At 39.6% G+C, this 20,988-nt stretch carries 18 protein-coding genes; 14 read left to right on the top strand and 4 right to left on the bottom strand.

The window, feature by feature from the left end; translation table 11 throughout:
* The first annotated feature begins 76 nt into the window (after positions 1-76).
* Together tal and mog are read left to right on the top strand one after the other, a co-directional pair.
* Complete coding sequence (gene tal / locus M1E86_RS03330) at positions 77-1,030, top strand: transaldolase (RefSeq protein WP_125891912.1); 954 nt, start codon at positions 77-79, stop codon at positions 1,028-1,030.
* 190 nt (positions 1,031-1,220) lie between these two features.
* Entirely contained in the window at positions 1,221-1,802 is a 582-nt protein-coding gene (gene mog, locus M1E86_RS03335) for a molybdopterin adenylyltransferase (RefSeq protein WP_181489286.1), read from the top strand.
* Between the two features lie 79 nt (positions 1,803-1,881).
* Here mog and satP read toward each other — a convergent pair whose 3' ends face one another.
* Positions 1,882-2,448 carry an acetate uptake transporter gene (gene satP, locus M1E86_RS03340; protein ID WP_125891914.1) on the bottom strand — a complete coding sequence of 189 codons (567 nt, stop codon included), beginning with the start codon at positions 2,446-2,448 and terminating at the stop codon, positions 1,882-1,884.
* 335 nt (positions 2,449-2,783) lie between these two features.
* Between satP and dnaK the strand changes: the two genes are divergently transcribed.
* The gene (gene dnaK / locus M1E86_RS03345; protein WP_125891915.1) at positions 2,784-4,700 is read left to right on the top strand and encodes a molecular chaperone DnaK; all 1,917 of its coding nucleotides are present in this window, start codon (positions 2,784-2,786) and stop codon (positions 4,698-4,700) included.
* Positions 4,701-4,811: 111 nt separating this feature from the next.
* Complete coding sequence (dnaJ, locus tag M1E86_RS03350; RefSeq protein WP_112307826.1) at positions 4,812-5,948, top strand: molecular chaperone DnaJ; 1,137 nt, start codon at positions 4,812-4,814, stop codon at positions 5,946-5,948.
* Between the two features lie 67 nt (positions 5,949-6,015).
* Here the strand turns inward: dnaJ and M1E86_RS03355 are convergent, their stop codons facing one another.
* Both M1E86_RS03355 and M1E86_RS03360 read right to left on the bottom strand, forming a co-directional pair.
* Entirely contained in the window at positions 6,016-7,416 is a 1,401-nt protein-coding gene (locus M1E86_RS03355) for an amidohydrolase (protein WP_213912967.1), read from the bottom strand.
* A 115-nt stretch (positions 7,417-7,531) separates the two neighbouring features.
* Positions 7,532-8,380 (bottom strand): EamA family transporter, encoded by an 849-nt coding sequence (locus M1E86_RS03360; RefSeq protein WP_213912966.1) that lies wholly within the window; start codon positions 8,378-8,380, stop codon positions 7,532-7,534.
* Positions 8,381-8,768: 388 nt separating this feature from the next.
* Here M1E86_RS03360 and nhaA point away from each other — a divergent pair, with 388 nt between their 5' ends.
* Positions 8,769-9,944 (top strand): Na+/H+ antiporter NhaA, encoded by a 1,176-nt coding sequence (gene nhaA / locus M1E86_RS03365; protein WP_213912965.1) that lies wholly within the window; start codon positions 8,769-8,771, stop codon positions 9,942-9,944.
* Positions 9,945-10,133: 189 nt separating this feature from the next.
* Entirely contained in the window at positions 10,134-11,054 is a 921-nt protein-coding gene (gene nhaR, locus M1E86_RS03370) for a transcriptional activator NhaR (RefSeq protein WP_125891919.1), read from the top strand.
* 55 nt (positions 11,055-11,109) lie between these two features.
* Here nhaR and rpsT read toward each other — a convergent pair whose 3' ends face one another.
* Positions 11,110-11,370: a 30S ribosomal protein S20 gene (gene rpsT / locus M1E86_RS03375; RefSeq protein WP_004914688.1), complete on the bottom strand. Its 261-nt coding sequence runs from the start codon at positions 11,368-11,370 to the stop codon at positions 11,110-11,112.
* Between the two features lie 588 nt (positions 11,371-11,958).
* On the opposite strand from rpsT, the gene ribF reads away from it, so the two are divergent.
* The 8 genes from ribF (at position 11,959) to M1E86_RS03415 (ending at position 20,960) form a co-directional block, all read left to right on the top strand.
* On the top strand, positions 11,959-12,897 hold the full coding sequence (gene ribF / locus M1E86_RS03380; protein ID WP_102138982.1) for a bifunctional riboflavin kinase/FAD synthetase: 939 nt from the start codon (positions 11,959-11,961) through the stop codon (positions 12,895-12,897).
* A 28-nt stretch (positions 12,898-12,925) separates the two neighbouring features.
* Positions 12,926-15,736: an isoleucine--tRNA ligase gene (gene ileS / locus M1E86_RS03385; protein WP_426099249.1), complete on the top strand. Its 2,811-nt coding sequence runs from the start codon at positions 12,926-12,928 to the stop codon at positions 15,734-15,736.
* Positions 15,736-16,239 carry a signal peptidase II gene (gene lspA, locus M1E86_RS03390; RefSeq protein WP_125891921.1) on the top strand — a complete coding sequence of 168 codons (504 nt, stop codon included), beginning with the start codon at positions 15,736-15,738 and terminating at the stop codon, positions 16,237-16,239. The genes ileS and lspA overlap by 1 nt, the downstream gene beginning before the upstream one ends.
* 82 nt (positions 16,240-16,321) lie before the next feature.
* The gene (gene fkpB, locus M1E86_RS03395) at positions 16,322-16,792 is read left to right on the top strand and encodes an FKBP-type peptidyl-prolyl cis-trans isomerase (RefSeq protein ID WP_004905629.1); all 471 of its coding nucleotides are present in this window, start codon (positions 16,322-16,324) and stop codon (positions 16,790-16,792) included.
* Positions 16,773-17,726, top strand: coding sequence for a 4-hydroxy-3-methylbut-2-enyl diphosphate reductase (gene ispH / locus M1E86_RS03400; RefSeq protein ID WP_213912963.1), 954 nt, complete (start codon positions 16,773-16,775; stop codon positions 17,724-17,726). Before fkpB ends, ispH begins: the two co-directional genes overlap by 20 nt.
* Positions 17,727-19,037: 1,311 nt before the next feature.
* Positions 19,038-19,583 carry a type 1 fimbrial major subunit FimA gene (gene fimA / locus M1E86_RS03405; protein ID WP_125891923.1) on the top strand — a complete coding sequence of 182 codons (546 nt, stop codon included), beginning with the start codon at positions 19,038-19,040 and terminating at the stop codon, positions 19,581-19,583.
* Positions 19,584-19,660: 77 nt separating this feature from the next.
* Positions 19,661-20,197, top strand: a complete 537-nt coding sequence (locus tag M1E86_RS03410; RefSeq protein WP_213912962.1) for a fimbrial protein — start codon at positions 19,661-19,663, stop codon at positions 20,195-20,197.
* Positions 20,198-20,261: 64 nt separating this feature from the next.
* Entirely contained in the window at positions 20,262-20,960 is a 699-nt protein-coding gene (locus M1E86_RS03415; RefSeq protein WP_213912961.1) for a fimbria/pilus periplasmic chaperone, read from the top strand.
* Positions 20,961-20,988: the final 28 nt, after the last annotated feature.

Below are 20,988 nucleotides of genomic sequence, written 5' to 3' on the forward strand. Positions count from 1 at the left end.
GTAATTCAAGTTGCAGTTTTTTAGCCTATACCGCTACAACTTGAAATATGACGGGTATAACAACGAGATTAAAGAAATGACCGATAAACTAACCTCACTACGTAGTTTGACAACCGTTGTTGCTGATACTGGCGACATCGAAGCGATGAAGCTTTACAAACCACAAGACGCGACCACAAATCCATCGCTGATCTTAAATGCTGCACAAATTCCTGAGTACCGTAAATTAATTGATGAAGCGGTAGAATGGGCACGTAAGCAAAGCAGTAATCGTGAGCAACAAATTGTTGATGCTTGTGACAAACTGGCTGTTAATATCGGTCTGGAAATTCTGAAATTAGTTCCGGGTCGTATTTCTACTGAAGTTGATGCGCGCCTTTCTTATGATGAAGAAGCTTGTATTACTAAAGCGCGTCACTTAATTAAAATGTATAACGATGCAGGCATCAGTAATGACCGTATTCTGATTAAACTAGCTTCGACTTGGCAGGGTATCCGTGCTGCAGAGAAACTGGAAAAAGAAGGCATTAACTGTAACCTGACCTTATTATTCTCTTTTGCTCAAGCGCGTGCTTGCGCAGAAGCAGGTGTATACCTGATTTCTCCATTTGTGGGCCGTATCCTTGACTGGTACAAAGCGAATACAGATAAAAAAGAATTCGCGCCACATGAAGATCCAGGTGTGATTTCTGTTACCGAAATCTACAATTACTACAAAGCTCACGGTTATAAAACTGTGGTTATGGGCGCAAGCTTCCGTAACGTGGGTGAAATCATTGAGTTAGCAGGTTGTGACCGCTTAACTATCTCCCCTGGCTTACTGAAAGAACTGTCTGAGTCACAAGGCGAATTAGACCGTAAATTGATAGATACAGGTAAAACTCAAGAGCCAGGCGCTAAGTTGACTGAAGCTGAGTTCTACTGGCAGCACAACCAAGATCCAATGGCGGTTGATAAACTGTCTGACGGTATCCGTAAGTTTGCAGTAGACCAAGAAAAACTGGAAAAAATGATTGCAGATTTACTGTAATTTATTTCGTTTTTTCTTAAAACCCAGCCAGTTGGTTGGGTTTTTTTATACCTATTTTTCATTGAGTTAGTTCTCAATTTCAAGATATAAAATTGAGGTCACTGTATGCAAAAGCGCATCATGCTATGATAATGCTCCTGTTTATCCATTAGTAGACAGTTTCTGAATTGATCAATTTTTTGAGGTTTGTATGAATGAATTGCGCATAGGTCTGGTTTCTGTTTCTGATCGTGCTTCGAGTGGTATTTATGAAGACAAAGGCATTCCTGCATTAGAAGAGTGGTTAGCAAAAACGCTGACAACCCCTTTTCGTATTGAAACACGCCTGATCCCTGATGAGCAAATCATGATAGAGCAAACATTATGTGAGCTGGTGGATGAATTTGCTTGCCATTTAGTCCTCACTACTGGTGGGACAGGGCCCGCTCGTCGCGATGTCACGCCTGATGCAACCCTTGCGATTGCTGACCGTGAGATGCCGGGTTTCGGTGAGCAAATGCGCCAAATTAGTCTAAAATTCGTCCCTACTGCGATACTGTCACGTCAAGTGGGGGTAATACGCAATCAAGCTCTGATTTTAAATTTACCAGGGCAGCCTAAAGCGATTGCGGAAACTCTGGAAGGTTTAAAAGACAAAGAAGGGAATGTGGTAGTTTCTGGTATTTTTGCCAGTGTTCCTTATTGTATTCAATTACTTGATGGCCCCTATGTAGAAACAGACCCTACAATTGTGAAAGCGTTCAGGCCTAAATCGGCTATTCGCCCTGAGTAGTCTTTTAATGTAATCAGGTGAGGCTTAACTCACCTGATTAATGATATTTAATGCATAAAATCACATACGTGAGTTAAATTTAACCACGTTGGCCAATCGGTAATACCGTTTTACCATATTGCTCATTTAATATTTCTGCGACTGCTAAATAAAATGCGCTAGCACCACAGATAATTCCCTCAAAACCAGCAAATTTTAGTAATGCTGCATTTCCCGTCATATTACCAATCGCTAATAAAGCGAATAATACCGTTAAGCTACCAAAGACAAATTGCAAAACAAAATTAGCTTTGAAGGTTCCTAAAAACATGAAAAAGGTAAAAATTCCCCAAATAGCGAGGAAAACACCTAAAAACTCAGGTGAAGTTGCTTCGGCTAATCCCATTGAAGGCAAAAATAATAACCCCACTAATGCAATCCAAAACATACCGTAAGAGGTAAATGCAGTTGCACCGAATGTATTGCCTTTTTTGTATTCGATCAGACCCGCAATAAATTGAGCAATACCACCATAAAAAATGCCCATACTTAAAATAACGGATGAAAGAGGGAAAAAACCTGCGTTATGAATATTCAGCAGGATGGTTGTCATACCAAAGCCTAATAAACCAAGTGGGCCTGGATTTGCAAGAGAGCTAGACTGCATATAACCTCTGGTAAAATATAAATAATTCAAATAGATAAAAAACAAAATTTTTTGCCAAAGTGACAGCGGCGGCGCATCATACGCAGTTTTAATTGTTTAAACAATGATCACAAAACAGGTTTTTTTGCAATAAATGCAAATTTTTTTGATTCTCCCCCTTGATGAATGAATTTGTGACCCCATCTTAAAAGCATCAACTGATATCAATCCAAATTATTGCGTATTGAAAAATAATTTAGGCTCTGAGTGAAAACTCCCTTGAAAATGAAATATTGAGCCTCATATAGATTGATATCGAAATCATAGTGAAAAGAATTCCTTTGGAGGCGTTTTAGATGGGTAAAATCATTGGTATCGACTTGGGTACAACTAACTCATGCGTTGCAATTATGGATGGTACTACAGCTCGTGTTCTGGAGAACAGCGAAGGTGATAGAACGACTCCTTCCATCATTGCGTACACTCAAGATGGTGAAATTTTAGTTGGTCAGCCAGCGAAACGTCAGGCTGTGACTAACCCAGAAAATACTTTATTCGCAATCAAACGTTTAATTGGTCGTCGTTTCCAAGACGAAGAAGTTCAGCGCGACGTTTCTATCATGCCATATAAAATCATTGCGGCTGATAACGGCGATGCTTGGTTAGATGTGAAAGGCCAAAAAATGGCGCCACCACAAGTTTCAGCTGAAGTTCTGAAAAAAATGAAGAAAACAGCAGAAGACTATTTAGGTGAGCCAGTAACAGAAGCGGTTATTACTGTTCCTGCTTACTTTAACGATGCTCAGCGTCAAGCAACTAAAGATGCTGGTCGTATCGCTGGTCTAGAAGTAAAACGTATCATTAACGAACCAACAGCTGCTGCGTTAGCATATGGTTTGGACCGAGAAGTGGGTAACCGTACTATCGCGGTATATGACTTAGGTGGTGGTACCTTTGACTTATCAATCATCGAAATCGATGAAGTTGATGGCGAAAAAACCTATGAAGTTCTGGCTACCAATGGTGACACTCACTTAGGTGGTGAAGACTTTGATACACGTTTAATCAACTACTTAGTTGAAGAATTTAAGAAAGAACAAGGTGTTGACCTGCGTAACGACCCGTTAGCAATGCAACGTCTGAAAGAAGCTGCAGAAAAAGCGAAAATTGAGCTGTCTTCTGCACAACAAACAGATGTTAACCTGCCGTATATTACAGCAGATGCAACAGGTCCTAAACACATGAATATCAAAGTGACTCGTGCGAAATTAGAGTCACTGGTAGAAGATTTAGTTAAGCGTTCTATGGAGCCAGTTAAAGTTGCTCTGCAAGACGCAGGCTTAAGCGTGAGCGAAATCAACGACGTTATCTTAGTTGGTGGTCAAACACGTATGCCAATGGTTCAAAAAGTTGTTGCTGATTTCTTTGGTAAAGAGCCACGTAAAGACGTGAACCCAGACGAAGCAGTTGCAATGGGTGCGGCAGTTCAAGGTGGTGTTTTAGCCGGTGATGTTAAAGACGTTCTGTTACTTGACGTAACTCCTCTGTCTTTAGGTATCGAAACCATGGGTGGCGTGATGACTTCGTTAATCTCGAAGAATACCACTATCCCAACGAAACATAGCCAAGTGTTCTCAACAGCGGAAGATAACCAAGCAGCGGTAACTATCCATGTTCTGCAAGGTGAGCGTAAACGCGCAAGTGACAACAAATCACTGGGGCAGTTTAACTTAGATGGTATTCAACCTGCACCACGTGGTATGCCACAAATTGAAGTAACTTTTGATATCGATGCTGATGGTATCTTGCATGTTTCTGCTAAAGATAAGAATAGCGGACGTGAGCAAAACATCACCATTAAAGCTTCTTCAGGTCTGAATGACGAGGAAATCGAAAAAATGGTACGTGATGCAGAAGCAAACGCTGAAGCAGACCGTAAATTTGAAGAATTAGTTCAGGTTCGTAACCAAGCTGACCAATTAGTTCACGGTACGCGTAAACAAATCGAAGAAGCCGGTGAGAAATTACCAACTGAAGATAAAGCGAATATCGAAAAAGCAACTTCTGAGTTAGAAGCAGCAGCAAAAGGTGAAGACAAAGCAGATATTGAAGCGAAAATCCAAGCTTTAGTCACGGCATCTGCGAAACTTCTGGAAATCGCACAGCAAGAAGCTCAAACGGGCGGTGCAGCTGGCGCTGGTGCAGAAGCGAAAAAAGATGATGATGTTGTTGATGCTGAATTCGAAGAAGTAAATGACAAAGACAAAAAATAATGCCCTTAGCGGGCACAGTAGCTATAGCAAATGACAGTTAATGGTTACTGATACCGGATACGGGCGTCGAGGAAACTCTACGCCCGTTCCGCATGTTAAGGGTAAAATTAAATGGCAAAAAGAGATTTTTATGAGGTATTAGGCCTCGAAAGAAATGCATCGGATAAAGATATTAAGCGTGCTTATAAGCGCTTAGCGATGAAGCATCACCCTGACCGTAATCAGGGTGATAAAGGTTCAGAAGATAAATTTAAAGAGATCAAAGAAGCTTACGAGGTTCTTTCTGACGAGCAAAAACGTGCTGCTTATGACCAGTATGGTCATGCTGCGTTTGAGCAAGGTGGAATGGGCGGAGGCGGTGGCTTCGGTGGTGGTGCAGACTTTAGTGATATTTTTGGTGACGTCTTCGGTGATATTTTTGGAGGTGGCCGCAGACAGCAGCGCCCTAGCCGTGGTTCTGACCTACAGTACAACATGGAACTGACTCTTGAAGAGGCTGTCCGTGGAGTGACCAAAGAAATCCGTATTCCAACCTTGGAAACCTGTGATGTTTGTCATGGTAATGGTGCGAAACCAGGAACCAGTGCGGATACGTGCTCAACATGTCACGGTATGGGCCAAGTCCATATGCGACAAGGCTTTTTCTCTGTACAACAGCCTTGTCCAACGTGTCACGGTCGCGGTAAAGTAATCAAAGACCCATGCAACAAATGTCATGGTCATGGCCGAGTTGAAAGATATAAAACACTGTCAGTTAAAATTCCAGCAGGCGTAGATACGGGGGACCGTGTGCGTTTGTCAGGAGAAGGTGAAGCCGGAGAAAACGGGGCACCAGCAGGAGATTTATTCGTTCAGGTTCATGTATTACCTCATAACATTTTTGAGCGTGATGGTAATAACCTGCACTGCGAGGTTCCAATTAACTTTGCTGATGCAGCATTGGGTGGTGAAATTGAAGTGCCAACCCTTGATGGCCGTGTGAAACTGAAAATTCCAGCAGAAACTCAGACCGGTAAAATTTTCCGCATGAAAGGAAAAGGTGTGAAATCGGTGCGTGGTGGTTTGCAAGGTGATTTAATGTGCCATATTGTTGTTGAAACACCTGTAAAACTGAATGAAAAACAAAAAGAGTTACTCAAAGAATTTGGTGAATCACTAGGTGGAAAGAGCGGTGAGAAGAATAGCCCGCGCTCTAAAAGCTTTTTAGATGGCGTGAAAAAATTCTTTGATGATTTAACTAATAAATAATTAGTTAATAATTGGTAATGTTAGAATGGCTGACTGAGCATATTGCCAAGTCAGCCATTTTTTTATCTTATTTTACGACTTCACCACTCGCAACTACGGTTTCGCGGACTTTGTTAGCAAAGTTTTGAGCTTCTTTAATAATGGTGCCTTCATCTGCGGTCAGCAGCTGGCGGTCTTGCATCAACACCTTGCCATCAACAATAGTATGGCGAACATTCGCGCCATTTGCACCATAGACTAATGCGGCATAGGGGCTATACATAGGAACCATGTTTGGTGATTTAGTATCAATAACAATGATGTCAGCTAATTTCCCCGCTTCGAGAGAGCCTAATTTGTCTTCCATATGTAACACTCGCGCAGAGCCCATGGTCGCCATCTCAACAACCGTAATGGGGGGCATCGCCGCTCTATCTTTATTGGCTAGTTTGTGAATTTTCCCCACTAAGTTCAGCTCATTTAATGTTGTTAACGTATTACTCGACATCGGACCATCGGTTCCTAAACCAACTCGAATACCTTTTTGAAGCATGGTCGTGACCGGCGCTACTCCCTTAGCAGATTTCGTGTTTGCACTGATATTATGTGCGACACCCACATCATACTGCTTGAGGAGATCCATATCTTTTTCATCAACCATGATTGCGTGAGCTGCAATAACTTTATTATTCAGCGCTCCAATATCAGCCATATATTGTACAGGGCTTTTCCCTCCCGTACGTTTGGCGATTTCTTCTTGCTCACGATCTGTTTCAGCAAGGTGGATCATCACTGGCACATTAAGTTCTTGAGACAATTTTGCGATTTTCTGTAAGTGCTCTGTGGTATTGGTATACGGTGCATGAGGTGCAAAGGCGGGGGTGATACGAGGGTGATCTTTGTATTGGTTGATAAAATTCACTGCATAATTGATACCTTCATCTGCATTTTTTGCATCAGCGACAGGAAATTGAATAACAGATTCACCAAGGACAGCTCTTAAGCCAATTTTATCAACGGTTTTAGCCACTTCATCTTCAAAATAATACATATCAACGTAAGTTGTGACACCACCTTTAATCATTTCAATATTAGCAAGGTTTGCGCCAACACGTACCATTTCACGAGAGACCATTTTGTTTTCTAATGGGAAGATATAACGGTGTAAACGGTCTGGCACATCATCGGCTAAAGAACGAAAAACGGTCATAGATGCATGTGTATGAGTATTAATTAACCCAGGCATGACAATGTCGCCATCAACATTCAGGATACTAGGTGCTTGATAACTTTGAGCCAGCTCAGGGCCACCAACAGCAATAATTTTATTGCCTTTGATGACAACAGTACCATGGTCAATAACTTGTTTCTGGGCATCCATTGTTAAGATGGTTCCATCTACAATAATGATGTCAGCAGATGTAGCTGCAAAGCTAGAAAAAGAAGCACTAATAATGGAAATAGCCAGTAAAGATTTTAAAAACGACATTTTGGCCTCATATCTGGTGAGAAAATATAAAAATTATGAGTGAAAAAACATTAATACTATTTTTGAGAAAACTAAGTGTATTGCTTACTGATTGAATATTTAAAATAATAATTTTTTAATGGCTTAATTTTGCTAATAAAACACCAAAAACAATAACGACACAGGCAATGACTCGCATCACGTTGAATTTTTCTTTGAGAAAAGCAATAGATAGGAACATGGCGAAGAGTACACTCGTTTCTCTAATCGCTGCGACCATGACAATTGGGGCTTGGCTCATCGCCCATATAGCAATGCCATAACTAATGAGCTGCATTAACCCCCCCAGTAACCCTGAACGCCAATATTGTTGAATTCCAACAAGTAAGGTGCCTCGGTATTTGATAAAACCGGGTACAGCTAACACCATGCCATTTAATAAAAATAGCCAGAGAGTATACGTCACGGGATCTTCACTTGCTCTGGCACCATAACCATCAGATAAGGTATAACAGGCGGTGAAGAAGGCTGTTGATATGGCAAAAACTAGAGCTTTCCCCTTGATATTTAATGTGAATTTTTTTCCTGCAAACGCAATCAATACGACGCCACTAATAATGAATAAAACACCAATAAGGCCCATCAATGGAATTAACTCATTAAACAGCAAAGCACCTAATAGTGCCGTTATTAATGGTGCGGACCCGCGTGATATTGGATAAATCTGGCTTAAGTCACCGTGTGTATAAGCCTGACTTAAAAAATAGGTATAGCCAATATGAAAAAGTACGGATAAGGCTAACCAGTAAATCGCTTCTGGAGATGGTAGACCTAACCAAAATATTGCGGGTATTGATAAGACGCCAGAAAAAACAGAAATCATGACTAGGCCGAAAAAACGGTCATTGCCAAATTTAACTATGGCGTTCCAGCTTGCATGGCAGAAAGCTGCAAACAGCACAGAAAGTAATACGTAAGTTGTCATTGTTAAATTGTAATCATTAGTATTTTATTAGCAATCCAAACACATTTTTTTGCGAGGCGCTTGGCAGATATCTTGTAGATAGTCTTCCATATTTAAAATTTTTACGAAAGGTATCGAAGAAATAAATATAGGTTTTTTGCTTGTGAACATAAAAAATGCAGATTTTTGATACCCAAAAAATTAAATTTATAAAGTCCGTTTATCACAAAATTTATTATTTGTTTTTATAAAAATTGTCTATAGTAAAATTAACGTTTTTTTCTCATTTGCCGTGATCTCTAACCTAAACAAATCGGTAATTTCGAGCATTAAGCGATAAATAAACGATTTTTTACGAATTAATAATTAGCATAGTATTAACATTCAAAAAAACATTGAGGTTAAATATATGACAGCAATTATTCGTAAATTTTTAAGGTTAGAAGCAGCAGGGGGCTTACTTCTGATTATTGCTGCCATAGTCGCTTTAGTGATGGCAAATTCGCCATTACAGGGGGCTTATCAGCAATTTTTAGATATTCCTATATCAATTAAAATATCAGAATTTGGTTTGGATAAGCCTTTGATATTATGGGTCAATGACTTTCTAATGGCGATTTTCTTTTTGGTGGTTGGCCTTGAAGTAAAACGTGAATTATTAGAAGGATCCCTCGCAGGACGAGACAAAGCAATATTTCCAGCAATTGCAGCATTAGGTGGAATGATTGCTCCCGCATTAATTTATTTATTATTTAATGGAGCAGACACTGTTACCCAACAAGGATGGGCAATACCAGCAGCAACAGATATCGCATTTGCTTTAGGTGTGATGGCGTTACTAGGTAAGCGAGTACCCACAGAGCTAAAAGTGTTCTTATTGGCATTGGCTATCATTGATGATTTAGGCGTTATCGTAATTATTGCATTTTTCTATACCAGCTCAGTTTCCTTGATTGCATTGGGGCTATCAGCATTGTGTATTGCGATCCTCTGTATGATGAATTGGCGTAGAGTAGAGAATACAGCCGCTTACTTAGTTATTGGGTTAATATTGTGGGTGTGTATTTTGAAATCTGGTGTTCATGCCACATTAGCTGGGGTAATTGTCGGCTTCTTGATCCCTTTACGTGGTACTAACCAGACTAAACCTTCAGAAGAATTAGAGCACGTCCTACATCCATGGGTTGTTTACTTAATTCTACCTGTTTTTGCATTTGCTAATTCAGGAGTACAACTTCAAGGTGTGACTTTAGACGGTTTATTGAGCCCATTGCCTTTAGGGGTAGCCGCTGGTTTGATCTTAGGTAAGCCTATTGGGATTTTTCTGTTCAGTTGGGTTTCGGTAAAACTTGGGGTTGCAAAATTACCGGAGTCGATTAACTTAAAACAAGTATTTGCAGTTTCTGTACTGTGTGGGATCGGTTTTACTATGTCTATTTTTATCACTGGTCTCGCATTTGATGGGCTTGATGAAGTGTATAGTACCTATTCACGACTAGGAATTTTGATTGGTTCGACGTTAGCAGCGTTTTTAGGGTATTTTATGTTAAGAGTAGTGTTACCGAAACAAAAAGAATCAATCTAATACAAGATTATTGTGTAATTTTGCAAATTATTAGTAAGAATTTCCGAACTAATAATCTATGATATACCGTAGTGTGTTCATTAATACACTACGGTATTCATTTTAAAGGCCCTGAAAATATAGGGTACAGGTAAATGTGTATGGTCAATAGTAGTTACCATAACTAGCGACGGTACAAAAGGAATCGATATGCGGGTTTCACATCTTAATTTTAACCATCTTTACTATTTCTGGCATGTATGTAAAGAGGGCTCTGTTGTCGGAGCAGCAGAAGCGCTTTACCTGACACCTCAGACAATTACAGGGCAAATAAAAGCGCTAGAAGAGCGCTTAGGTGGCAAGTTGTTTAAAAGGCAGGGGCGAGGTTTAGTGCCATCTGAGCTTGGACAATTAATTTTTCGCTACGCAGATAAAATGTTTATGCTTAGCCAAGAAATGCTCGATATCGTCAATTACAGCCGCGAATCTAACTTACTGTTTGATGTCGGGGTTGCGGATACGCTATCAAAACAGTTAGTAAGTAAAATATTAGAAACTACGGTTGTTGAGCATGAACAAATTCATTTACGTTGTTTTGAATCAACCCATGAATTGTTATTAGAACAGCTCAGTCAACATAAATTGGATATGATTTTATCTGACTGCCCAGTTGACTCATCTCAGCAAGAAGGCTTGTTTTCGGTGAAATTGGGCGAGTGTAATATGAGTTTCTTTTGCCGTCAGCCTATCCCTAAAAAGCCATTTCCTGAATGTTTAGAGGAACGTCGGTTATTGATCCCTGGGCGGCGATATTTATTAGGTAGACATATACTCGCTTGGATCCGCAATAAAAATTTGCAGGTTGAAGTATTAGGTGAATTCGATGATGCCGCACTTATGAAAGCATTCGGTATGCATTATAACGCAATTTTTGTTGCTCCGTCGCAATATACACCTGACCTTTTAGGTGGAGACGATATTGTAGAATTGGGGCGCTTAGAAAGTGTAAAAGAAGAATACTACGTTATTTTTGCAGAGAGAATGATCCAGCACCCAGCAGTACAACGAGTGTGTAATAAAGATTTCTCAGATTTATTTTCAGTTCCGCTTGATAGCCTAGATAAAAAATAATAATAAATAAAAAAACCGGCATAAGCCGGTTTTTTTAGCTAATCAAGAAGCAAGATTACATCGCTTTGATTTGAGCAACTAAGTTAGCTTTATGACGTGCTGCTTTATTTTTGTGGATCAGGCCTTTAGTAGCATGGCGATCAACAATAGGTTGCATGTCATTGAATGCTTTCTGAGCAGCTTCTTTATCGCCAGCAGCGATAGCAAGGTAAACTTTCTTGATAAAAGTACGTACCATAGAGCGACGGCTAGCGTTATGCTGACGACGTTTCTCTGACTGAACGGCACGTTTCTTAGCTGATTTGATATTAGCCAAGGTCCAACTCCCAAATGTATTCTATTGAGGACAATTCAAAGGTCGAGGAATATGCCCTTTCGCCCTTCATTTGTCAATGGATTTGTGCAAATAAACATCGTGTACTTCGATGTCCATGCGCTGTGAATGGTGCAAGATTCTATCAGCAAATATGAGAAGAATACAGATCTTCGCGTGAAAAAATGCGTAATTGATGGCAGAAATTTAAAAAGAGCGAAGACGAAAAAAAATTTTTGGCCTATCAATCAATGGTGAGTATGAAAATAGACCATAAAATGGTTGTTTTTTGTTCTTTTTAATCGTTTGGTTATAACCATTGAAGTGTAAAACATAAAAATATAATATTTTTAGAGACCTTGGAACAAATTTGTTGTATTGATAATCCATTGGTTACCCCAAAGTTTTTGATGTTCGAATGCAATAGCTCTGTTTGGGGAGCGTAATAACCCACTAATGGCATAAAATAGTGGGGAATAAATCGTGTAGAGATCAAAAAAATAGGGTTTAATGAAACCTTTTGCGAACTAAGGTTAACCTTATGCGTCGTACAAGGTATAATCCTGCAATTTCCTCGGTATTGAGCCTGTTATGGAGCTAATTCGCGGTATACAGAATATCCGGGCGTGCCATCATGGTTGCGTGCTGACTATCGGTAATTTTGATGGTGTCCATCGTGGGCATCAGGTTTTACTTCAAAATTTGAAACTTAAGGGAGCGCAGTTAGGGTTACCAACTGTTGTGATGATATTTGAGCCACAGCCCCTTGAATTTTTTATTGGTGACAAGGCGCCTGCGCGTTTGACACGCCTGCGAGACAAAGTTAAATATCTCGCAGATAGTGGTATCGATTACCTCTTATGTGTTGAATTTAACCAGCACTTTGCATCATTAACACCCGCTGAGTTTGTTTCTGACTTACTCGTCAATAAGCTTGGTGTAAAGTATCTCGCTATAGGTGATGATTTCCGCTTTGGGAAAAATCGCATGGGGGATTTTGCTTTTTTACAACAAGCGGGTGATGAATTTGGTTTTGAAGTTGCAGATACAGAAAGCTTCTGTGATTCAGGGCTACGTATCAGCAGTACAGCGATACGTAAGGCAATTCAAGAAAATAACCTTGAATTAGCTGAAAGCCTGTTAGGGCATTCTTATCGTATTAGCGGGCGAGTGGTTCATGGTAACCAACTTGGCAGAACAATAGGTTTTCCGACAGCAAACCTACCGTTAAAACGTTTAGTCACACCGGTTACTGGTGTGTATGCTGTGGAAGTTTACGGTTTAGGTGATAAGCCTTTACCGGGTGTGGCAAATATTGGCACACGTCCGACTGTATCTGGAAAAGGAACACAGTTAGAAGTTCATCTGATTGATGCAAATATGGATTTATATGGGCGTCATATCGATGTAGTGTTACGTAAGAAATTACGTGATGAGCAGCGGTTTGCTTCGTTGGAAGCGCTTAAGGAGCAAATTGCTAATGATGTAATTGCAGCGAGAGAGTATCTTACTGCAATAGGAATCAGATAATTTAGCGGAAAATTGGAACTGAGAATCGATGAGTGACTATAAAAATACCCTGAATCTACCAGAAACAGGGTTCCCAATGCGTGGCGACCTCGCTAAACGCGAACCACAGATGTTAGAGCGCTGGTACAAAGAAGGTTTGTATCAGGCAATCCGTAAAGCAAAATCGGGCAAGAAAACGTTTATTCTGCACGATGGCCCTCCGTATGCTAACGGCAGTATTCATATTGGTCACTCAGTTAACAAAATTCTCAAAGACATTATTATTAAGTCCAAAGGGTTGGCGGGTTATGATTCCCCATACATCCCTGGTTGGGACTGCCATGGATTACCGATTGAACATAAAGTTGAACAAATCGTCGGTAAGCCAGGTGAAAAAGTTTCCGCTGCTGAATTTCGTGCACAATGCCGTCAATACGCTAAAGAGCAAATTGAAGGCCAAAAAGCTGATTTCATGCGTCTTGGTGTATTAGGTGAGTGGGATAAACCTTATCTAACAATGGATTTTAAAACCGAAGCTCATATTATTCGAGCATTGGCGAAAACTATTGCAAACGGTCATTTAGTGAAAGGGGCAAAACCTGTCCACTGGTGTACAGCCTGCGGTTCTTCATTAGCGGAAGCTGAAGTTGAATATTATGATAAAACTTCACCATCTATCTATGTTCGCTTCCCTGCTGTAGATGGCAAAGCTGTGTGCGAAAAATTTGGCATTGTTAGCGAAAAAACACCTTCGTTAGTCATCTGGACAACAACGCCTTGGACTTTACCCGCTAACCGTGCGATTTCTTTAAACCCAGAGTTTAAATATAATTTAATCGAAGCAAATGGTGAATTAGTCATTTTAGCTGCCGATCTCGTCGAAGAGGTCATGAAAACGATAGGGGTTGAGGCGTGGGTAGTTCTAGGGGAGTGTGAGGGTTCTGCACTTGAACTTTTACGTTTCAATCATCCATTTATGGGCTTTGATGTGCCGGCAATTTTGGGTGACCACGTGACATTAGACGCGGGTACTGGTGCTGTTCATACTGCACCGGGCCATGGTCCTGAAGACTATGTTGTTGGCCAAAAATATGGTTTAGAAACAGCGAACCCTGTGGGGCCAGATGGTTGCTTCTTACCAAATACTTACCCAACATTAGATGGCGTATTTATTTTCAAAGCGAATGACCTTATCGTTGAATTATTGAGCGAAAAAGGCGCATTACTATACAAACAAGCGATTCAACACAGCTACCCTTGCTGCTGGCGCCATAAGACTCCGGTTATCTTCCGTGCTACGCCACAGTGGTTTATCGGTATGGATAAAAACGGCTTACGTGAACAATCTCTGAAAGAAATTGATATTGTTCAATGGATCCCGGGTTGGGGGCGCGCACGTATAGAGTCAATGGTTGAAAACCGTCCAGACTGGTGTATTTCTCGTCAACGTACTTGGGGTACCCCAATGTCGTTATTTGTTCATAAAGACACTGAAGAACTGCACCCTCGTACATTAGAATTAATGGAAGAAGTGGCTAAGCGTGTTGAAGTGGATGGCATTCAAGCATGGTGGGATCTTGACCCTGCTGAGCTGTTGGGTGATGAAGCCGAAGCATATCGTAAAGTACCTGACACCTTAGACGTATGGTTTGACTCAGGTTCAACGCACTTTGCGGTAGTGGACGCACGCCCTGAATTTCATGGCAATTCAGCGGATATGTACCTTGAAGGTTCAGATCAACACCGCGGCTGGTTTATGTCATCATTGATGTTATCAACGGCAATGAAAGGTAAAGCACCTTATCGCCAAGTATTGACTCATGGCTTCACTGTTGATGGTCAAGGCCGCAAAATGTCTAAATCTTTAGGCAACACAGTGAGTCCACAAGATGTGATGAACAAACTGGGTGCGGATATCTTACGTTTATGGGTTGCATCAACGGATTATACGGGTGAAATTGCGGTTTCAGATGAAATTTTAAAACGTGCGGCAGATTCTTACCGCCGTATCCGTAATACAGCGCGTTTCTTATTGGCTAACCTTAACGGCTTCAATCCAGAAACTGATATGGTGAAGCCAGAAGATATGGTGGTCTTAGATCGATGGGCGGTGAGCCGTGCTTTAGAAGCTCAGCAAGAAATTGCTAAAGCCTATGATGAGTATGACTTCCTATCCGTTATTCAGCGCTTAATGCATTTTTGTTCTATCGAGATGGGTTCATTCTATCTGGATATCATCAAAGACCGTCAGTATACCGCGAAAAGTGATAGCTTAGCGCGTCGTAGCTGCCAAACTGCATTATTCCATATTGTTGAAGCGTTAGTGCGTTGGATGGCTCCAGTTCTGTCATTCACTTCTGATGAAATTTGGAATGAATTACCAGGAAAACGAGCTCAATTCGTTCTTACAGAAGAGTGGTATAACGGTTTATTTGGTTTAGATGAATCAAATGAAATGAACAACAGTTTCTGGACTGAGCTACTGGCTGTTCGTGGTGAAGTGAATAAGGTCTTAGAACAAGCGCGTACTGATAAACTCATCGGGGGCTCATTAGAAGCTGCTGTGACTCTGTATGCGGATAAAGCGCTGGCCGAAAAACTGCAAAGCCTTGGTGATGAATTACGCTTTGTTTTACTGACATCACAAGCCCATGTCGCTGATATCGCAACAGCTCCTGCAGATGCGCAAGAAAGCGAATTAAAAGGCCTGAAAATTGCGTTCAGTAAAGCTGCGGGTGAAAAATGCCCTCGCTGCTGGCACTACGCAAGTGATATTGGCTCTTCGAGCGAGCAACCAGAAATTTGTGGTCGCTGTGTTACTAACGTAGCCGGTAACGGCGAAACGCGTAAGTTTGCTTAATGAAGACGCCAGTTTGTTCTACCGGTTTGCGTTGGTTATGGTTGACCATTGTGATCATCGTTGCGGATTTAGGCATTAAGCAGTTAGTGCTTAGTGACCTAAATCTGTACGAGCCACATCCGATAATGCCATTTTTCAACATAATGTACGCACAAAATTTTGGAGCGGCATTTAGTTTCTTGGCTGATGAAGGTGGCTGGCAACGTTGGTTCTTTGCAGGTATTGCAATTGGGATATCCATTATCTTAATGGTCATGATGTATCGCCAAAGTGCACAAAAGCGCCTCTCAAACATTGCTTATGCGTTGATTATTGGTGGTGCTATCGGTAATTTAAGCGATCGTTTAGTTCATGGCTTTGTTATTGATTACCTTGATTTTTACGTTGGTAATTGGCATTGGCCGACATTTAACCTAGCGGATATGGCGATATGTATTGGTGCGGCACTTGTCATTTTTGAAGGTTTCTTACCCGATAAATCAAAGCAAGAAAAAGCCAATTAAGATGGCAGTGTACTAGGTTAGAATGTAATAACTCACAGCCCAGATTTTCTGGGCTGAATTTTATGATAAATAGGTTTGGTTTATGTCTACTCAAATACAGGCGCAGAGCTCTGTTTTACTGCATTTCACATTGAAATTGGAAGATGGCTCTACGGCTGACTCCTCGCATGCACAAGGGAAGCCTGCGTTATTTGTTTTAGGGAATGACTCCTTATCGCCAGAACTTGAAGCCCAATTGATTGGCCTTAATGAAGGTGAAAAGAAAAGTTTTTCACTGCCCGGAGATACTGTTTTTGGGAAACATAACCCTGACTTAGTTCAATATTTTTCATTACGTGATTTTATAGAAACGGGCATCCCTGAAATTGGTACGATAATGCTATTCACAGCGATGAATGGCAGTGAAATGCCAGGTGTAGTAAAATCAATTGAAGGCGAGTCGATTACGATTGATTTTAATCACCCGCTCGCTGAGCAGCAAATTAGTTTTGATATCGAAGTGCTTGAAGTAGATCCGCAATTGGAGAATCACAATGCAAATATTAATGGCTAACCCTCGTGGGTTTTGTGCAGGCGTAGACCGCGCAATTAGCATCGTAGAAAGGGCATTAGAAATCTATGGCGCTCCAATTTACGTTCGTCACGAAGTGGTTCATAACCGTTATGTTGTTGATGATTTACGTCAACGCGGTGCTATCTTTATTGAGGAAATCTCCGAAGTCCCTGATGGGTCAATCTTGATTTTTTCTGCACACGGTGTTTCCCAAGCTATTCGTCAAGAAGCGCGCTCTCGCGATCTAACAATGTTATTTGATGCGACTTGTCCTTTAGTGACGAAAGTTCATATGGAAGTTGCACGAGCGAGCCGCAAAGGCAAAGAAGCCATTTTAATTGGCCACGCTGGGCACCCAGAAGTCGAAGGTACGATGGGGCAATATAGCAACCCTGAGGGGGGGATGTATCTTGTTGAAAGCCCAGAAGATGTTTGGAAGCTACAAGTGAAAGATGAAAATAATCTCTCTTTCATGACGCAAACAACACTTTCTGTAGATGATACTTCCGATGTTATTGATGCGCTGACATCTCGCTTTCCAAGTATCGTTGGGCCTCGTAAAGACGATATTTGTTATGCAACGACTAACCGCCAAGAAGCGGCGAGAGAGCTTGCAGAACGTGCTGACATTGTTTTAGTCGTCGGTTCTAAAAACTCATCGAACTCAAACCGTCTTGCGGAGTTAGCTTCGCGTATGCAAAAACCTGCCTATTTAATTGATGGTGCGGAAGATATTAAAACGGAATGGTTAGCAGATAAAAATATTATCGGCTTGACAGCAGGGGCATCTGCGCCAGACATTTTAGTTCGACAAGTTATTGATAGACTTAAAGAATTGGGGGCTGATTCTGTTGTTGAATTGCAAGGCCGTGAAGAAAATATCGTCTTCGAAGTTCCTAAAGAATTAAGGGTTGAAGTCAAAGAGATTAATTGATCATTTGATTTTAATTATGGAAGCAGCCTTGTTAGCTTTATTTCAAGGCTGTTTTTCATTTTACTACTTGTGAAAAGTATCTCTTCTTTATGTATTGGGCGTAATCATTTACGTTTATAATGCCTTTAATCTCCCCAAATACTGCCATTCATACAAGCTTATCATCATTTAATTAATACTGAGTTTAATGTGCATTTCTAGTCTACGTAATATTGAACTTCATCAGTGCTATGAGTATTGATAATGCTTCCCCCTCTAATTACTTACTAAGAGCTTCGATAGAGCTAAAATCCGCTCACTTAAAGCCTTGATAGAGATGATAGAAGAGTGAATTAGAATCTATCACGTATCGGTAAGTTTTTTCTTTGATTTCTAAAAATTAGGAGTATTGACACTTGTTTTTGGCAAATTCATATTTTTTTCTATTTACTAATTAAAATACTAATGCAGTAAATTTAATTTTATTAATCAAAAGAACAAAATTAATTCAGTGATGTAATGAAATTAAATTACTTTTATACTAACTTAAAATACATGAGTTATAATTTCAACACGAAAACACACGGTTAATAATTAATTGTTACATTTGTTTTTGTTTTTTGGATATTACATATATCACTTAATTGTAACAATGTGAAAATAATACATATATAAATGATAATATAAAAACGATGTCAAGTAATTCTAATTAAAGAATGTGTTTTTTTTGTTTTTTTAATTGATTGATTTAATTGGGTTTTAATTTTAATTTAAATGTGAAGAAAATATTTTGCTTTATTTGATAGGTTTCATCTATCGTATGACTGTTTATTTAGTGGTAAAAGCAAGTTTGAGTTGTACGCATGTGTCGAGTATCTTTATTGCGGTTGATTAGGTATTCTAAAAACATTATCAATAAAAGTTACTATTTTTATTCGTTAAGTATTTAACAATAAAAATACCAATAACTTTTGGTGTTAAATCTCCTAGGTGCAGAAATGTAAAACTCAATACAGAATGATGATATCGAAAGATGTAACGGGAAATAAAAATTAGATCTTATCTATACCATTGTTCTGATTCACTGATATATGGATGGCTCGGTATTCTAATAGTTTCTGAGACTGCAGATGGATTCATTTTTATTCTCCATGTGAGTTTTATTTAACTGTTGATATGTGATCAACGAAAAATAGTGGTTATTTTTATCTGAAAATATACCTGGTATTGCCATGTGGTTGATACTTTTTTTATTTAACCTATTCGATGAATTTTTTAATTTTCAATAGGGTCTAGTTTAATTTTTCTAATTAATAATATCAAGGAATAGTCATGAAAGTTAAATCGTTAGCATTAGTTGTTATTTCAGCTTTATCTCTGAGTTCTGTAGCTGCAGTTGCTGCAACAACAGTTAATGGCGGTACTGTTCATTTTAAAGGTGAGCTTGTTAACGCAGCTTGTGCAGTAGACGGTGGTTCATCTGACCAAACCGTTACTTTAGGGCAAGTACGCACAGCTAGATTAGCTCAAGCAGGTGATACTAGCGGATCTGTTGGTTTCAACATTAATTTAAATGACTGTGATACTCAAGTTTCTAAAACAGCTAAAGTTGCATTTATCGGAGCTGCTACTGATGCTGCTAACCCAACTGTTTTAGCTATCACTTCAGGTGTTGCAGGTTCAGCTACAAATGTTGGTATCCAAATTTTAGATTCTAAAGGAACTGCTCTAGGCTTAGATGGTAGCACTTTCAGCAGCCCGATTACTCTGAAAGATGGTTCTAACGTTCTGCCATTCCAGGCTCGTTACTTTGCAACTGGCGCAACCACTGCTGGTTCAGCAAATGCAGATGCTACTTTCTCTGTACAGTACGAGTAATTTGTAAACTATGATTAGGGATTAATCATTAAAACCATGGATGGTTTTCAAGAATAGAAAGGGAAAGGCAAAGTGCAATGAAAAAACTAACGATTAGTTTATTAACTCTGTTTTCTTCCTTTGCTTTAGCAGGTAATCAGTGGAAAGTTCAGTTACCTGGTGGAGGGATGAGATTTCAAGGCGAGTTGATCGCAGAAGCGTGTAGCGTTGAAACATCTGAGCGATTTTTAACAGTTAATATGGGACAAGTACGAACGAATATGTTTAAAGAAGCTGGTGATGATTCAGAGCCAACAAGCTTTAATATTTATCTTCGTGATTGTAGTAAAAATGTTAGTGAACATGTGTATATAAATTTTTCAGGGATTGCTGACAAAAATAATCCCCATATTTATTCTGTAAGCAATGGAGTTAATGCTGCAAATGGAGTTGGAATTGCTATATTTGATGCTGGAAATGAATTAATACCTATCAATGATGCACCAAAAAAAATAGCAAAAATAGAATCTAAAGATGTGGTTTTACACTTTACTGCCAAATATCGGGCTACCAGCAATAATATTACGGGTGGTACTGCAAATGCCCAAGCACTGTTCTCTTTAACTTATGAATAAAATAAATTTAGGGTTAGTTTCAGTACACAAATAATATTTTTAAATGTATAAGGATTGATTCAAAATGAAATCAATAAAAAAATATAAGTTGTTAACGTCAATATTGGTGCTTTTAAGTTCAGTGTTCTTCAACCAAGCGAATGCTGCGGTAGCTTTAGGAGCAACTCGAGTTATTTATGATGAAGGCCAAAAACAAGTACAATTGTCTGTTACAAATAATGATGAGAAAGGTGTTTTTCTTATACAGTCATGGGTTGAAAATACAAATGGACAGAAAGATAAGCAATTTGTAATAACTCCACCATTATTTACAATGAATGGAAAAAAAGAAAATACACTGCGCATAATTGATGCAACAAATAACCAACTTCCTAAAGATAGAGAAAGTCTTTTTTGGTTGAACGTTAAGGCTATTCCTGCGATGGATAAAAGTAAAGCAAATGAAAATACTTTACAATTAGCCATCATTAGCAGAATAAAACTTTATTATCGCCCAAGTAATTTGGATCTTGATCCTTCTAAAGTTCCAGATGAATTACGTTTTAAAATTACGGGTAATAAATTAACTATTATTAACCCAACTCCATATTTTGCAACAGTTACTGACATCACTGTTGGTGCTACAAAACTGGAGAATGTTTTAGTTCCTCCTTTAGGTGAAATAGTCACAAATATGCCTTCTAATGCAAAAGGTAATATTACCTTTAGAACAATAAATGATTATGGCGCATTAACACCTGTCGCATCTGGTATTGCTAAATAAATGGATGTAATGCAATTCAGTTAAGTGT

The sequence above is a fragment of the Providencia sp. PROV200 genome, from assembly GCF_049901995.1.
In the GTDB taxonomy this organism is placed as follows: Bacteria; Pseudomonadota; Gammaproteobacteria; order Enterobacterales; family Enterobacteriaceae; genus Providencia; species Providencia rettgeri_E.

Coding starts and splice junctions, on each gene's coding strand:
- tal (WP_125891912.1), top strand. CDS start 77: ATGACCGATAAACTAACCTCACTACGTAGTTTGACAACCGTTGTTGCT.
- mog (WP_181489286.1), top strand. CDS start 1,221: ATGAATGAATTGCGCATAGGTCTGGTTTCTGTTTCTGATCGTGCTTCG.
- satP (WP_125891914.1), bottom strand. CDS start 2,448: ATGCAGTCTAGCTCTCTTGCAAATCCAGGCCCACTTGGTTTATTAGGC.
- dnaK (WP_125891915.1), top strand. CDS start 2,784: ATGGGTAAAATCATTGGTATCGACTTGGGTACAACTAACTCATGCGTT.
- dnaJ (WP_112307826.1), top strand. CDS start 4,812: ATGGCAAAAAGAGATTTTTATGAGGTATTAGGCCTCGAAAGAAATGCA.
- M1E86_RS03355 (WP_213912967.1), bottom strand. CDS start 7,416: ATGTCGTTTTTAAAATCTTTACTGGCTATTTCCATTATTAGTGCTTCT.
- M1E86_RS03360 (WP_213912966.1), bottom strand. CDS start 8,380: ATGACAACTTACGTATTACTTTCTGTGCTGTTTGCAGCTTTCTGCCAT.
- nhaA (WP_213912965.1), top strand. CDS start 8,769: ATGACAGCAATTATTCGTAAATTTTTAAGGTTAGAAGCAGCAGGGGGC.
- nhaR (WP_125891919.1), top strand. CDS start 10,134: ATGCGGGTTTCACATCTTAATTTTAACCATCTTTACTATTTCTGGCAT.
- ribF (WP_102138982.1), top strand. CDS start 11,959: ATGGAGCTAATTCGCGGTATACAGAATATCCGGGCGTGCCATCATGGT.
- ileS (WP_426099249.1), top strand. CDS start 12,926: ATGAGTGACTATAAAAATACCCTGAATCTACCAGAAACAGGGTTCCCA.
- lspA (WP_125891921.1), top strand. CDS start 15,736: ATGAAGACGCCAGTTTGTTCTACCGGTTTGCGTTGGTTATGGTTGACC.
- fkpB (WP_004905629.1), top strand. CDS start 16,322: ATGTCTACTCAAATACAGGCGCAGAGCTCTGTTTTACTGCATTTCACA.
- ispH (WP_213912963.1), top strand. CDS start 16,773: ATGCAAATATTAATGGCTAACCCTCGTGGGTTTTGTGCAGGCGTAGAC.
- fimA (WP_125891923.1), top strand. CDS start 19,038: ATGAAAGTTAAATCGTTAGCATTAGTTGTTATTTCAGCTTTATCTCTG.
- M1E86_RS03410 (WP_213912962.1), top strand. CDS start 19,661: ATGAAAAAACTAACGATTAGTTTATTAACTCTGTTTTCTTCCTTTGCT.
- M1E86_RS03415 (WP_213912961.1), top strand. CDS start 20,262: ATGAAATCAATAAAAAAATATAAGTTGTTAACGTCAATATTGGTGCTT.